The 14,149-nt window shown below is 62.5% G+C and carries 16 protein-coding genes; 2 read left to right on the forward strand and 14 right to left on the reverse strand.

The window, feature by feature from the left end; all coding sequences use genetic code 11:
* Window positions 1-4 precede the first annotated feature (4 nt).
* Together JXQ94_RS08005 and JXQ94_RS08010 are read right to left on the reverse strand one after the other, a co-directional pair.
* Window positions 5-700 carry an SDR family oxidoreductase gene (locus tag JXQ94_RS08005; protein ID WP_421923249.1) on the reverse strand — a complete coding sequence of 232 codons (696 nt, stop codon included), beginning with the start codon at window positions 698-700 and terminating at the stop codon, window positions 5-7.
* Between the two features lie 67 nt (window positions 701-767).
* The gene (locus tag JXQ94_RS08010; protein ID WP_421923250.1) at window positions 768-1,589 is read right to left on the reverse strand and encodes a squalene/phytoene synthase family protein; all 822 of its coding nucleotides are present in this window, start codon (window positions 1,587-1,589) and stop codon (window positions 768-770) included.
* A 105-nt stretch (window positions 1,590-1,694) separates the two neighbouring features.
* Between JXQ94_RS08010 and JXQ94_RS08015 the strand changes: the two genes are divergently transcribed.
* The gene (locus JXQ94_RS08015; protein WP_421923251.1) at window positions 1,695-2,300 is read left to right on the forward strand and encodes a superoxide dismutase; all 606 of its coding nucleotides are present in this window, start codon (window positions 1,695-1,697) and stop codon (window positions 2,298-2,300) included.
* Between the two features lie 74 nt (window positions 2,301-2,374).
* Window positions 2,375-3,643, forward strand: coding sequence for a serine hydrolase domain-containing protein (locus JXQ94_RS08020; protein WP_421923252.1), 1,269 nt, complete (start codon window positions 2,375-2,377; stop codon window positions 3,641-3,643).
* 186 nt (window positions 3,644-3,829) lie between these two features.
* Here the strand turns inward: JXQ94_RS08020 and JXQ94_RS08025 are convergent, their stop codons facing one another.
* From JXQ94_RS08025 to JXQ94_RS08080, 12 genes are all read right to left on the reverse strand, one after another.
* Window positions 3,830-4,438, reverse strand: coding sequence for a urate hydroxylase PuuD (locus tag JXQ94_RS08025; RefSeq protein WP_421923253.1), 609 nt, complete (start codon window positions 4,436-4,438; stop codon window positions 3,830-3,832).
* Between the two features lie 94 nt (window positions 4,439-4,532).
* Window positions 4,533-5,477, reverse strand: coding sequence for a protein translocase subunit SecF (gene secF / locus JXQ94_RS08030; RefSeq protein ID WP_421923254.1), 945 nt, complete (start codon window positions 5,475-5,477; stop codon window positions 4,533-4,535).
* Window positions 5,478-5,492: 15 nt separating this feature from the next.
* Entirely contained in the window at window positions 5,493-7,151 is a 1,659-nt protein-coding gene (gene secD, locus JXQ94_RS08035; protein WP_421923255.1) for a protein translocase subunit SecD, read from the reverse strand.
* Window positions 7,152-7,201: 50 nt separating this feature from the next.
* Entirely contained in the window at window positions 7,202-7,531 is a 330-nt protein-coding gene (gene yajC / locus JXQ94_RS08040) for a preprotein translocase subunit YajC (RefSeq protein WP_295693916.1), read from the reverse strand.
* 171 nt (window positions 7,532-7,702) lie between these two features.
* Window positions 7,703-8,635, reverse strand: coding sequence for a peptidoglycan DD-metalloendopeptidase family protein (locus JXQ94_RS08045; RefSeq protein ID WP_421923256.1), 933 nt, complete (start codon window positions 8,633-8,635; stop codon window positions 7,703-7,705).
* Between the two features lie 123 nt (window positions 8,636-8,758).
* On the reverse strand, window positions 8,759-9,148 hold the full coding sequence (locus tag JXQ94_RS08050; RefSeq protein ID WP_421923257.1) for a hypothetical protein: 390 nt from the start codon (window positions 9,146-9,148) through the stop codon (window positions 8,759-8,761).
* Window positions 9,149-9,184: 36 nt separating this feature from the next.
* The gene (locus JXQ94_RS08055; RefSeq protein WP_421923258.1) at window positions 9,185-9,826 is read right to left on the reverse strand and encodes a protein-L-isoaspartate(D-aspartate) O-methyltransferase; all 642 of its coding nucleotides are present in this window, start codon (window positions 9,824-9,826) and stop codon (window positions 9,185-9,187) included.
* Window positions 9,827-9,871: 45 nt separating this feature from the next.
* On the reverse strand, window positions 9,872-10,666 hold the full coding sequence (gene surE, locus JXQ94_RS08060) for a 5'/3'-nucleotidase SurE (protein WP_421923259.1): 795 nt from the start codon (window positions 10,664-10,666) through the stop codon (window positions 9,872-9,874).
* Between the two features lie 543 nt (window positions 10,667-11,209).
* The gene (serS, locus tag JXQ94_RS08065; RefSeq protein WP_421923260.1) at window positions 11,210-12,487 is read right to left on the reverse strand and encodes a serine--tRNA ligase; all 1,278 of its coding nucleotides are present in this window, start codon (window positions 12,485-12,487) and stop codon (window positions 11,210-11,212) included.
* 70 nt (window positions 12,488-12,557) lie between these two features.
* Entirely contained in the window at window positions 12,558-13,373 is an 816-nt protein-coding gene (gene tatC / locus JXQ94_RS08070) for a twin-arginine translocase subunit TatC (protein ID WP_421923261.1), read from the reverse strand.
* A 5-nt stretch (window positions 13,374-13,378) separates the two neighbouring features.
* Window positions 13,379-13,870, reverse strand: a complete 492-nt coding sequence (tatB, locus tag JXQ94_RS08075; protein WP_421923262.1) for a Sec-independent protein translocase protein TatB — start codon at window positions 13,868-13,870, stop codon at window positions 13,379-13,381.
* Window positions 13,871-13,873: 3 nt separating this feature from the next.
* Window positions 13,874-14,098, reverse strand: coding sequence for a twin-arginine translocase TatA/TatE family subunit (locus JXQ94_RS08080; RefSeq protein WP_421923263.1), 225 nt, complete (start codon window positions 14,096-14,098; stop codon window positions 13,874-13,876).
* Window positions 14,099-14,149: the final 51 nt, after the last annotated feature.

Consider the following 14,149-nt stretch of genomic DNA (forward strand, 5'->3'; position numbering starts at 1 on the left):
CGGCCTACCAGGGCAGGTCCTGGCCGGAGACGTGATAGAAGCGGCCGCTCATCACCGGATTGCCGTAGGCGCGGGCGATCAGATCAAGCTGTCCGGAAACCGATTCCTGGACGGTCAGTTGACCGTTCGGGCCGCCCATATCGGTCTTCACCCAGCCCGGATGGAGGATGAGCACAACGATGCCGCGATCCTTCAGGTCGATGCTGAGCGATTTGCCGATGGCGTTGAGCGCCGCTTTCGAGCTGCGATAGCCGTAGGCACCACCACTCTCATTTTCGCGCACAGACCCCATGCGAGAGGATTGCAGCGCAATCACTTTCATCTCGGAGGCTTCGACCTGGCTGGCAAAGGCCTCGACCAGGGCCAGCGGCGCGATCGTATTGACCCTGAACTCATCCAGCATCGCCGCGCCGGCCGCCTGGCCGAAGGCGCGAGTTTCGGCCGACGCCATGCCGGCATTGGCAAAAAGGAGGTCGACCGGTCCGGTCACGGCCGCGGCCAGCGCCGCTGCACTGGCCGGGTCGGCCGCGTCATAGGCGTGAATATCCAGCTTGCCATCGCCCTTGGCCAGAGCTGCCAGCTCGGTGGCGGCGTCCGGATTGCGGACAGCCGCGCTGACATGCCAGCCGCGCTCGAGCAATTGCCGGGCATGTTCCAGCCCGAGTCCGCGATTGGCTCCGGTGATGAGCGCATGATGCATAGGTCGTCTCCCTCGTTGCTGCCATGTTGGACGCGAGGCGGGTCTGAGTGCAAGAGGCGGACGCGGTCTATCGACCGCTCAATGCCAGCCAAGTCAGTCGCAACCGGCGAGAGAGGGGATTGATGTCCGGCGCCAGCCCGTAGGGATTGGCCGGCAGGCGCGCGAGATGGGTCGATGCGAGGCGGCAATAGCCGATTGCGGGGACGGCCTCGGCCGGGAGGGGCCCGGCCTTGGCCAGGCGCTCGCACGCCGCCCATGCAGCCTCGATCACCGCTTGGCGGGCCTCTGCGACTTTCGCCTCGCCCAGCCCCTGGGCCAGCATGGCCGGGGTCGCGCCGACGGCGCCGAGCGCGTCACCGCCAACCGGAGCCCGACCGATCCGGGCGCGCAGCGGAAACGCGCGCAGCAGACCGGTCAGCCCCCAGGCTCGCCCGGCCGCTATCACGGTGTCTTCGGATACACTGTCGGTCGCGTCGAGCGATTTCAGCGCCAGACGAGCCAGACACACTGCCGTATTGTCGACATAGGCGAGAATGTCTCCGAGGTCCGTGAAGGGACGCGCGGCGATGTCCTCGAAACGCGCCTCGATCATCGGCGACACATCCGCGAGACCGATCTGACCGGTCAGCGGGGCCAGGCCCTCGGTCACGTCGTGGCGCCGCACTTTTTTCGGCGTCGCGTAAAGGTCTGCGACCGCATCACGCCACCAGGTCAGCTTCATCTCGCCAATCAGGCTTTCCGAGCTGCTGTCCGCAATCCGTCCGAGCTCGTGATTGAGCCCGTACAATGCAAGAAGGCCGGCCCGCTGATCGGTCTGTGCGAAAAGCGCGCACAAATAGCGATCCGGGTCAGCGGTCTTGAGCAAGCTGTCGATTTCTTTGACTGTCATGCGTCTCCCCGGTGGACATGGCCGCAGTCCACACCATATGTGCGAACATGAAAACGGCCCAACCGGCCCACATCCTTCCCGACTTTGTCACTGCAAGAGGTACTCATGGCTTTCACCCTGCCCGATCTTCCCTACGCCAAGGACGCGCTGGCCCCCCATATCTCCTCCCAGACGCTCGATTTCCACCACGGGAAGCATCACAACGCCTATGTCGGCAAACTCAATGGCCTCGTTGACGGGACGGATCTGGCGGCGCTGTCGCTGGAAGACGTGATCAAGGCCTCGGCCGGTGACGCCGGCAAGGCCGGTATTTTCAACAATGCCGCCCAGATCTGGAACCACACCTTTTACTGGCAATCCATGCGCCCCAATGGCGGCGGCGCCCCGACCGGCGATCTGGCCGCGATGATCGATCGTGATTTCGGGTCCCTGGACGCCTTCAAGACCGCTTTCGCCGATGCCGGCGCGACGCAGTTCGGCTCTGGCTGGGCCTGGCTGGTTCTGGCCAATGGCAAGCTGGAAGTCCGCAAGACGCTGAATGCGGAGACCCCGCTGACCGAGGAGGGCGTGACCCCGCTTCTCACCATGGATGTCTGGGAGCATGCCTATTATCTCGATTTCCAGAACCGCCGCCCCGACTACATCACCACCTTCCTCGACAAGCTGGTGAACTGGGAATTCGCGGCTGAAAATCTCGCGGCTGCCCAATAAGGCCCTCGTCAGAGCGGCCCTTGCGCCCTAACCTTCCCCCCGGTCGATAAACACTATCCCGAGGGGAAGGTTAAATGGCGTTCAAACAAGCCTTGGCTGCGTTCGCGCTGGCCACGACGGCGATCCTGCCGGTTCATGCGCAGGACATCACGATCTCTGAAGATCCGGCGGCTCTGGGCTTTCAGCCCGCCGTGCTCGCGGCACTTGATGCACGCCTGGATGAGCTCGCCGCGGAGGGCGCCCGTCCGGGCTATGCCGCGATCATTGCCCGTGGCGAACAAATCGCCTTTGTGTCCGAGGCCGGACAGATCAATCTGGAAACCGGTGAAGCCTTCACCGTCGACAGCCCGGTGCGGATTGCCTCAATGACGAAGCCCGTGACGGCAGTCGCCATCATGATGCTGGTCGAGCGCGGCGATATCTCTCTGGATGATGCCGTCAGCGACTACATTCCCGAATTTGCCAATGTGCGTGTCGCGGTCACGCCAATGGCCGGAGCGGACGGCCATATTGCCACCCGCGCTCCGTCCGCCACCATGACGATCGAGCACCTGCTCACCCATACAGCGGGGATTGGCTATATCTTCGAGGGCGAGACCGATCTGGGGCGCCTTTATCTCGAGAACTCCCTTTATTCCGGAGAGGGCGATCTGGAGGCGCGTATGCAGCAGCTCTCGCAGCTCCCGCTCTATACCGATCCGGGGCAACGCTGGATCTATTCCTACTCCCTTGATGTCGCAGGTCGCGTCGTTGAAGTCGCGTCGGGGATGCCGTTTGAGGATTTCCTGGAGACCGAGCTGTTCACCCCGCTCGCCATGCACTCCACCGGGTTCTTCTTCGACGATGTCGATTTCGATGAAGACGCCATGTCGCCGCTCTATGTTCACACCGAGACCGGTGAAATGGTTGCGTTCGAACAGGGTAATCCTGACTGGGCGTCCGGTGGCGGCGGCCTTGTCTCGACCGCTTCCGACTACATCCGTTTCGCCATGATGCTGGCCAATGGTGGCCGGTTGGGCGAGGTTCAGATCCTGGCGCCGGAAACCTTCACGGACTTCGCGCGTCCGCATGCCACAGCCGATCAGCTCGGCGATGGCTGGAATGGGCGCAGCTTTGCTCTGGGCATGGACATTATCTTGCCGCCGGAAGACGGACAGGACCCGCTGGGTGTGCCCGGCGATCTGAGCTGGGGCGGCCTGTTCGACACCGACTTCTTTGTCAGTCCGCAAACCCGCACCGCCGCCGTCATCATGACGCAGATCCAGCCGTCCGAGCATCGTCCGGAGCCGCGCACCCTGCGTGTCTTCCGCCCCATGGTCTATGGCAGTTTCGCGCAGCAGTAAGGGCGACTGAAAGTTTTTCGCTGCCGGGCGACGGAAAGGCTCGCGGTCCCGCGTTCTAGGAGGGCAACGGGTCGCTTCCCTCCCTGTCTCGCTGACCCGCGGCTCACGTACCCCCCGAACGTGAACAGGGCCCGCCATGTCTCCGGCGGGCCCTGAACGTTTCAGGTCGACAATCTGGCTCAGCTACTAGCCAAAGATCGTCTGCGCCATGGCCATCGCGATCAGCATCGGGAAGGACAGGAGCGTGTTGGTGCGCGAGAACAGCATCGCCGTGCGGGCCGCCTTCGGCTTGGCCTCGGCATCGGCCTCGACAATACCCAGCGCGATTTTCTGGTTGGGCCAGATCACGAACCAGACATTGATCGCCATGATGATGGCCAGCCACATGCCGATACCGATGAAGGAATATTGCGGTGAGTAGGTGTCGGAGACGATACCCAGGCTGAGCACGTCCATCGAATAGCCGCGCAGGCCTGCCACCAAGAGGCCGGTCAGGACTGTGAAGGCCGCGCCCCAGCGGAACCAGAACAGCGCTGCCGGCGCGATCACCTTGCCGATTGCCGGCTTCTGATCATCCGGGATGTTCGGCATGTTCGGGATCTGCACGAAGTTGAAATACCAGAGCAGACCGATCCACATGATGCCGGCGACAACATGCGTCCAGCGTGCGAGCGCTTGCCAGAAGGCACCGTCGAGCGCGATCGCACCAGACATGACATAGGCGCCCAGATAGATTGCGGCGAGCACGAAGGAGACGATTACCGTCGTGCGCAGATTGCTGAGAATTCCAGCCATTTTTCCCTCCCCATTGAGCAGAATCATCCTGCCAGTGGAGGGAAATTACACCGGAACTCGCCTCTCAGGATAGGGCCGCTGCCTCTACACCCGTTCAGCTGTCGCTGCTGTCACGCTGAACATTGGTGAAGAGCAGGATCGGCGCGGCCACGAAGATGGACGAGAAGGTCCCGATCAACACGCCCCAGATCATCGCAAAGGCGAAGCCTTTCAGGGCGGTTCCACCGATGAGGTAGAGCGAAATCAGCGCTACCAGCGTGGTCACGGAGGTCAGGATGGTGCGCGACAATGTGTTGTTGATCGACAGGTCGAGCACTTCCTCCAAGGGCTTGCGCTTGTATTTGCGCAAATTCTCCCGGATCCGGTCATAAACCACGACGGTGTCGTTCATCGAGTAACCGACAATGGTCAGGATGGCGGCCACGGTCGCCAGGTCAAAGGTCATCTGGGTCAGCGAGAACATGCCAACCGTCGCGATGACGTCATGGGTCAGGGCGATGATGGCGCCAACCGAGTACTGCCACTCGAACCGGAACCAGATGTAGACCAGCATCAAGAAGAGCGCGACGCCAATGGCTGTGAACCCGGTGATGATCAACTCACCGGATACCGCGCCACCAATCACGGTCGTGCCGCGCATGTCGATGGTCGGATACGCGGCCTCCAGCGCGGTTTCCAGCGCTTCGCGCGCATCATTCTGGGCAGCCTCACCCTCCAGACCCTCACCTTCCTGCAAGGGCAGCGAAATAAGGTAGGTGGTCAGGCCTTCACCGGCACTGCCGGCGCCCTGGACCCGGGCTTCGCCCAGACCCAGCGCATTGGCCGTGGTACGCAAGTCTTCGATAGCGGTGGTCTCATCGGCGACCACTTCGGTCTGGATGCCGCCGCGAAAATCAATGCCGAAATTGATGCCGACTGTCGCGAACTCGAACATCGAGAAAGCGATGAATAGCGCGGACAGTCCAAGGGCAATGAAACGCCCGCGGATGAAGGGGATCGTGCCCGAGGTGGGGAGATATTTGACGAGTGCGAGGGACATGTCGGTTTCCTCCCCTTAAAGCGGCAGCTTGGTGGGCTTGACGGCCCGCAGCCAAAGAACCGCCAGCAGGCGGGAGACGACGAAAGCGGTGAACACCGAGGTCAGAATGCCGACCCCCAGCGTAACCGCGAAACCCCGCACCGGTCCGGCACCGAGCATGTAGAGCACGGCAGCGGCGATGAATGTGGTGATATTGGCATCGAGAATGGCCGCGAGGGCCCGCTCATAGCCGGCCTGGAGCGCCTGCACCGGCGTTCGGTTGTTTTTCGACTCTTCGCGTATTCGCTCGTAGATCAGAACATTGGCGTCAACCGCCATACCGATGGTCAGGATGATACCGGCGATACCCGGCAGGGTCAGCGTCATCCCGAGACCGGACAGGCCGCCCAGGATCAGGACCACATTGACCAGCAAGGCTGTGGTGGAGAAGACTCCGAAGACGCCATACATCGCGATCATGAAGGCAATGACGAGGGCAAAGCCGATCGCCACGGCAAGTCGGCCGCTCTCGATCTGGTCACGCCCCAGCGAGGCCGTGACGACCCGTTGCTCGACCGGTGTCAGCGAGGCTGGCAGGGCGCCGGCATTGAGCAGGATGACCAACTGATTGGCAGTCTCATAGGTATAATTCCCGCCGATGACACCGGACCCACCGAGGATCGGTTCGTTGATGGTCGGCGCGGTGATGATCTGCTCATCCAGCACAATGGCGAAGCGGCGACCGCGATTGGCGCGGGTCAGCTCGCCGAAAATCAACGCGCCCTGGGTATCGAGCCGGAAGCCAACCACCGGACCAACGAAATTCGGATGGTTTGCGACGACATAGGACTGATTGAGGTTTTCCCCGGTCAGGCGCTGACGCGTCTCGACCGCGAGCCAGGCTGTACCGCCCGTATCCGCCAGCGGGAAGACACTCACGCCGGGCGGCGTGCGTCCCTGGCCATTCGGCCCGGGATCCACATTCTCGTCCACCATGTGAAAACTCATCGACGCCTGGGTTGCGACCAGATCAATGATTTCCTGCGGATCATCGGCACCCGGCACCTGCACCAGAACGCGGCGATCACCGGAGCGGGCAATGGTCGGATCCGTCGTACCGAGACCGTCGAGACGGCGGCGAATAACCGTGATCGACTGTTCCAGCGTCCGGTTCCGGATCGACTCATACTGCTCGGACGTCACGGTGATGCGAATGGCGGACGGGTCCGACTGATCAGCCGCGATGTCATACATGTTGGCAAAGCCCGCCTGGCCTGCCCCCGTGGTGACCGGTGAATTGAGCGCCCGGATGCGCTCCAATGCCGTTTCACGCTCTTCCGGGCGTAACATCAGGACGACAACTTCGTCGCCGATCACGGAGACAGAGCGGGCAAGCACGGGCGGCGCATTGCGCAGCGACGTGCGGATGTCGGATGCCAGTGCTTCCAGCTGGGCATCACGGACCTCGTCCATGTCAACTTCAAAGACGATATGCGAACCGCCCTGAAGATCGAGGCCGAGATTGATCGTCCCGGACGGTATGAAGCGCCAGATGCCGTTGGCCGTGCGTGTGCCATCCGCCTCATTGATCGTGTACCGGTCGGTCTCCGGCACGAAATTGGGGATGGTGTACATCACGCCGAGAAGCGTGATGAAGATGATGGAAAAAAGTTTCCAACGCCCGAAATGCAGCATGACAGCGCGGCCTCTTGGTCAGGGACGATCAGGGGTGACGGTCAACCGGCTCAGCCGATTTCCTTGTCATCTTTCTTGTCGTCATTCTTGGCATCATTGGCCGGCTTCGGAGCGGTGCGCCCCTTCACGTCAGCGATTGTGGAGCGGACGATGCGGACCTTCACGCCCTCGCCCAAATCCAACGTCACTTCTTCATCACCGACCTTGGCAATCTTGCCGATCATGCCGCCCTGGGTGATGACTTCATCACCGCGCTTCAGGCCCTCGATCAGCGTTTTGTGCTCTTTCATCCGCTTTTGCTGCGGGCGGATAAGCAGGAAGTAGAAGACCAGGCCCATGAGGACGAGCATGGGAATCGGTGATTGCAGAAACTGTTCCATGAAGTAGCGCGCTCCGCGACTGGTGGGTGTGTGACGCAACAAATCTGCGCATAGACCCGGAAATTCGAATGCGCGGGACTATATCGGGACGGGCCTTGGTTGCAACAAGGGTCGGCTGTTGGAAAGCGGTGCTATTGTGTGACCTTTGCCACAGCGTGACCGGTGCGGGCCCTAGTTGAGATAGGACATCGGATCGACCGGGTTCACCCCCGATCGGATCTCGAAATGGACCTGCGGACGGTCTACCGTCCCGGTCGCTCCGGCCTGGGCGATGATCTGGCCGCGGGAAATCTGGTCGCCTTCTCGCACAAGAAGGCGGGAATTGTGTGCATACGCCGTGACATAACCAGCTGAATGGCGGATCAGGACGAGCTGGCCATAGCCCGCCAACTCACTGCCGGCATAGACCACCTGACCCGGAGCCGCGGCACGCACCTCAGCGCCGGACGGCGCCTCGATATTGATGCCGTCATTGCGCTCACCATTGGGTCGGCGACCGAAACTGGACAATACCTGACCACGGATCGGCCAGTCAAAGCGAGGCGCCCCGGCTTCAGCGGGGGGCGGCGTGTAGGTGTCGCGGTTCGACGACGTGGTTGGCGCACGCGAGGAGCCACCCGATGTCGTACTGGCGACCTGGGTTCCGACCGGCAAATTGATCTGCTGACCAACCTCGATCTCGTATGGCGCTCGGATGCCATTATGGTTCGCGAGCTGCTGGAAAGGCACGCCATAGCGCAGGCCGATCCGATAGAGGTTTTCGCCGCGCTGAACGACATGGACCGGCGGACGCGGCATCGCGATCGTCTGCCCGACGCGCAGCGTGTAAGGCGCGTTGAGACCATTTGTACCGGCCAGGTCAGACATGCTGACCCCACAGCGCTCAGCGATTTCCGACAGGGTATCATTGGTCCGAACGGTATAGCCGGAGCCGCAATTCATGCTGGCACGGCGCGGGGAACGCGCCGATGACGAAGAAGAAGAGGACGACCCATTGCCGAAACTGCGATAGTCCACCCGCGCCGGCTCACGCGGGTTGGAGGCGCAGGCCGCAAGGCTCGCACTCACCACCGCAACGAGGCAGATCAGGGACATTCGACGCATTTCGGACTCGACCTCCGACAGGAATAGCCGGGCCATCAAGCCAGAGAAGGCTTAACCGGCGGTTATCCACACCGCCCCTTCCCGCAAGCCGGGTGCAATTTTAATGAAGCGGCCTGCCCGCGGTCATGCGTTCCGAAGCGCGGCCAGGCTGGCGAGACACCAGGCACGCCCGTCCGCCTCCGAGGCGACCGCGCAATAATGGCTTTCCCAATCCCCGACCAGCTCGGCAATCATCGCCTGGCGCTCGGCGCCGTCATGCCCACGCGGGGGCACATAGGCAAAGGGTCGTGCTTCGAGCACGCCGAGAAAATCATCCCAGATCTCCCGCGAAAAGCTCGGCTTGGCCGGTAGCTCCGCGCGGCTTGCGTCGATAATGATGCCTTGCAGGCGACCGGACCGGATATCCTGGCGTGCGCGCTCTTCCATCGCCGCATGCTCGGTGCGCGAGGCGAGCCCCGTAATGATCGCCCTGGCCAAGCCGTCCTCGCCCGGTTCGAAATACTCTATCCCCATATCGTCACCCTGGCCCAATCTCCGGCAGAACAGGCGCTATAGCGCCCGCGCCTCGCCCTTCACCAAGGGCACGAAACGCACATCCATGATGTCGGTTTCGGTGATGCTGTCACCCTCGCGGACATAACGCACCAGAACCTGCCGGTTTTCACGATCCACCGGGGCCACCGCGATGCCGCCATCCTTGAGCTGTTCGAGAATGGCATCCGGCCGCGTCGGCGCCGAGGCCGTCAGGATGATCCGGTCAAAAGGTGCCTGTTCAGGCCAGCCGACCGATCCATCGCCAATACGGGTCACGATATTGCTCAGGCGCATGGCCTCGAAACGCGCCTCCGCTTCACGCGACAGCGTACGATAGCGCTCGACCGAATAGACCCGCCGGGCCAGCCGCGCCAGGACGGCGGCCTGATAGCCTGACCCGGTCCCGATCTCGAGCACCTTGCAGCGGTCATCCAGTTTCAGCGCCTGGGTCATCAAGGCCACGATGAGCGGCTGCGAAATGGTCTGGCCGCAATCGATTGGCAGGGCCCTGTCATCATAGGCCTGGTCGCCAAAGCGTTGCGGTACGAAGAGATGGCGCGGGGTGCGTTCGAGCGCTCCCATGACCGTGGCATCGGTCACACCGCCACCACGCAGGCTCATCACGAGCTGGATCATGCGGGGATCAGGCATCTGCATGCGAGGCAACCTTCTTCGCGGGCCAGTACGCCGCCGGAGGCGGGATCAGGATTTGGGCGGGACGCCGCCGAGCATGCTCTTCAGATTGCCCAGCGTCTCGCCATGGGTGAGGTCCATATGCAGCGGCGTGACCGAGATCTTGCCATCATAGATCGCGCGCAGATCAACGCCGTCCGGCGGATTGGACAACAGACCCTTGAAGGCAAGCCAGTAATAATCCATGCCGCGCGGATCAACACGGTGCTCGGCGTGCAGGATATGCTGGTCGCGGCGGCCCTGGCGGGTGACCTCGACCTCCTCGACATCGTCCGGCTTGCGGTCAGGGAAATTGATGTTGATCAGCACATCGTCCGGCCATTTCAGATCGAACAGGCGGCGCAGGATCGGCGCGCCATACATTTCTGCGGTCTCCCACTGGATCGGGTCATCCTTGCCGAAGCCATAGGCCTGGGACAGCGCCACCGACGGTATGCCGAGCTGCATGCCCTGCATGGCCCCGGCGACAGTGCCGGAGAAGGTCACGTCCTCGGCGATATTCTGGCCACGATTGACGCCGGACAGAACGAGATCGGGCTGCTTGCCCGGGATCAGGTCCTGCACCCCCATCAGCACGCAGTCCGTCGGTGTCCCGGAGACAGACATGCGGCGTTCGTCGAAATGCCGAACCCGCAGCGGGTCATGCAGCGACAGCGAGCGCCCGGCCCCGGACTGTTCCTCGGCCGGCGCCACGATCCAGACATCGTCCGTCAACTGGCGCGCAATCGTCTCCAGCACCTTGAGCCCGTGGGCCCGGATGCCGTCGTCATTGGTGAGGAGGATGCGGGGATTTTCAGGGATCATGATCAACCGGTCGCTTGCTGTGTTGGCGTTCGCCTGCTTCTAACGCAATTCGAGCCAGCCGCCAGTCCCCGGACGCGGTCACAATTGTGCCCGACAAGCGACAGGCGGCCCTTGGGGAGGACCGCCTGTGCACTCGTCAGACCAGTTCAACACTGCGACGACCACCGGATTTCCGGCAGGTCGGGCACGGGCAGTGCCAGTGCAGCATCATCCTGGGGCAGGCCGAAATCACCCAACTGGGCAAGTCGAATGCCTCTGCCTGGCCAAGCGCGCAATGCACGCTCTTGAGTTCCGTTCCGGCGACGCCGGTCCCGGTGAGAGAGACAAGAATCATCAAAGGGAGCAATCACCCAAATGGGTGGGCGATCGCGGCGCCCCGGCATGACAGGGGCCAGACGGCCGCCCTTGATTGCGGACATCCACACGCGAATTCTCACACGTGCCGGTGCGACGTCTCGCGATGCCGCAGCCGCTTCCATCGGTCGAACGCGACGTCTGACCTGCCGGCCAGATGGACATACTGACAGGGCTGAATCCCGTGTCTCAGGCTGTTATCGTCTCCGCGCCGCCCATATAGGGGCGCAGGGCTGCCGGAATGGTGATGGATCCATCGGCGTTTTGATGGTTTTCCAGCACCGCCACGAGCGCGCGCCCGACGGCAACGCCGGACCCATTCAGCGTGTGGAGGAAGGCCGGACGCTTCTCGCCTTCCTTGCGGTAGCGGGCATCCATCCGGCGGGCCTGGAAGTCACCACAGGTCGAACAGGAGGATATCTCGCGATAGCAATCCTGGCTCGGCATCCAGACTTCCAGATCGAAGGTGCGGCGGGCGGCAAACCCCATATCACCGGTACACAGCTTCATGACCCGATAGGGCAGTTCCAGCAGCTGCAGGACTTTCTCGGCGCAGCCCGTCATCCGCTCGAGCTCGGCATCGCTCTCTTCCGGCGCGATGATGGAAACCATCTCCACCTTCTGGAATTGGTGCAGACGGATCATGCCGCGCGTATCGCGCCCCGCCGAACCGGCTTCAGACCGGAAGCAGGGCGTATAGGCGGTCATGCGCATCGGCAGATCGGTCTCGGCATGGATCGTCTCGCGCGCGAGATTGGTCAGCGGCACTTCCGCCGTCGGGATCAGCCAGCGATGATCGGTCGTGCGGAAGAGGTCCTCGGAAAATTTCGGCAATTGGCCGGTCCCGAAGACGGCCTCGTCACGCACCATGTAGGGCGGGCTGACCTCTTCATAGCCGTGCTCGGTGGTGTGCAGGTCGAGCATGAATTGCGCCAGGGCCCGCTCCATGCGCGCCAGTCCGCCGCGCAGGGCGACAAAGCGCGAACCGGAGATTTCCGCCGCCTTCTTGAAGTCCATCTGGCCGAGGCCTTCCCCGAGGTCGACGTGATCGCGCGGCGTGAACGCCATCGCCCGGGGGTCACCCCAGCGACGCACTTCCTCATTGTCCGCCTCATCAGCACCTTGCGGCACGTCGTCATGCGGCAGGTTTGGCAGGGCCGCGAGATGCTGGTTCAGGGTCTCGTCGAAATGGCGGGCCTGCTGACCGGCGTCTTCGAGCACGGATTTGAGACGGTCGACCTCACCGCGCAGACGATTGAACTCGGCCTCGTCGCCGGTCGCCTTGGCCTTGCCGATCTGCTTGGACAGCGTATTGCGCTCGGTCTCGGCTTCCTGCTGCTTGCCCAGCGCGTCACGACGGGAGGCATCAAGCTCGATCAGGATCGCGGATTGCGGCGCCAGGCCACGCTTGGCAAGGCCAGCGTCGAAAGCGTCGGGATTGTCGCGGATGAGCTTGATGTCATGCATGGGTCTGATCCGGTTGGAATGAAATAACGAGGCCGGGCTATAGCCCTGCCCGCGCGCGCCGTAAACCGGATCAGCCTTCTTCGGCCTCGTCCGCCTCGGTCTCGGAAGACTGCATCAGGTGCATGCCGCCAATCGAGATGAAGTAGAGCAGCATCAGCGCGCCACCGAGCATGATCTGAGAAATCGGGTCCGGCGGTGTGGCAAAGGCGGCAAACAGGGCAATCCCCACGACCGCGAAACGCCAGCCCTTGAGCAGGGTCTTCGCCTTGAGAATACCGGCCTTCGCCAGCAGCATGAGGAAGACCGGCATCTGGAAGGAGATGCCGAACACCAGCATCAGCGTGGTGATGAGGTTCATGTAATCGGAGACATTGAGCAAAAGCTCGATCCGCGTCCCGACCAGCTCCGCCGATTGCTCCTGACCCAGCGAGAAACGCATCACCATCGGCAGGACGAAGAAATAGACGAAGCTCACGCCCAGGCCGAACAGGACCGGCGACATGGCCAGGAAGGGCGCGAAGGCACCGCGCTCATTCTTGTACAGACCCGGCGCGACAAAGCCGTAGATCTGCCAGGCGATGACCGGGAAAATGATGATGATCGAGCCCACCAGGGACAGTTTCAGGCGGACGAAGAAAAACTCCAGCGGAGCGAAGAAATTGGCGGTCAGGTCCAGCTCTTCCACCGGGACGCCCCGAACGATCGATGCCGCGTCACGATAGGGCAGGAGCAGCCATTGATAGAGCGTCTCGGAGACCAGGAAACAGCCAATGAACCCGGCCAGCAAAAAGCCCATGATCACCACGAGGCGCGAACGCAGTTCGACCAGGTGCTCGATCAGCGGCGCGCGGCTCGCCTCGACTTCATCTTGCTCGATCTCAGCCATCCGGCTCAGCGTCCCTTGATTTCATCGACCGGCCTGGCAGGTGCCGGCTCGGTCGGCTCTGCCGCGTCACCGCTTGCAGCGGCATCGGCCTGCGCATCGCTTTCCGGTGTTGCGCCTTCCGGCTTGTGGACGTCGAGCGCGGCCAGCTTGTCCGACCGGGCGTCTTCGCCCTCCGCCTGGCCCGTCTCGGCATGCTTCAGCTTCAGGGCGCGGATATCATCTTCCTGTGCACCGCGTGCCGCCTTGTCGAGTTCGCCATGGATCTGGTTGATCGGATTGGCATCCTTGAGCGCCTCGATCTCGCGGCGCAGTTCGGACAGCTCGGTCTCGCGACCGATTTCCTCGAAACTGTTCTGGAAATCCTTCGCCATGGCGCGGGCCTGGGCCATCATCTGGCCGACCTTGCGCATCATGACCGGCAATTGCTGTGGCCCCACCACGACCAGGGCGAGGACCAGGACCACCAGCAATTCCGGCATGCCAATGCCGGGGCTCATCGCCTAGCTCCCGGTTTTTTCGTCTTCGCGGGCCTCGGCATTGAGCGAACCGGCAGGCGTGTCGCTGTCGGCCTCGTCACCCTCACCTTCATCATCCTTCAGTCCCTTGCGGAAACTGGTGATACCCTTGGCGAAGTCACCCATGACCGAAGCGATTTTCCCCCGCCCGCCGAACAGCAGGACGGCGAGAAGAACCACGAGAAGAATTTGCCACATACCGGGAGCCATATGCCCCTCCGTCTGAACCGAGTTAACTGGGTCTACTGCGTTTGCCGGGCC

This window comes from Maricaulis maris, from assembly GCF_049116555.1.
Lineage (GTDB): Bacteria > Pseudomonadota > Alphaproteobacteria > Caulobacterales > Maricaulaceae > Maricaulis > Maricaulis maris_C.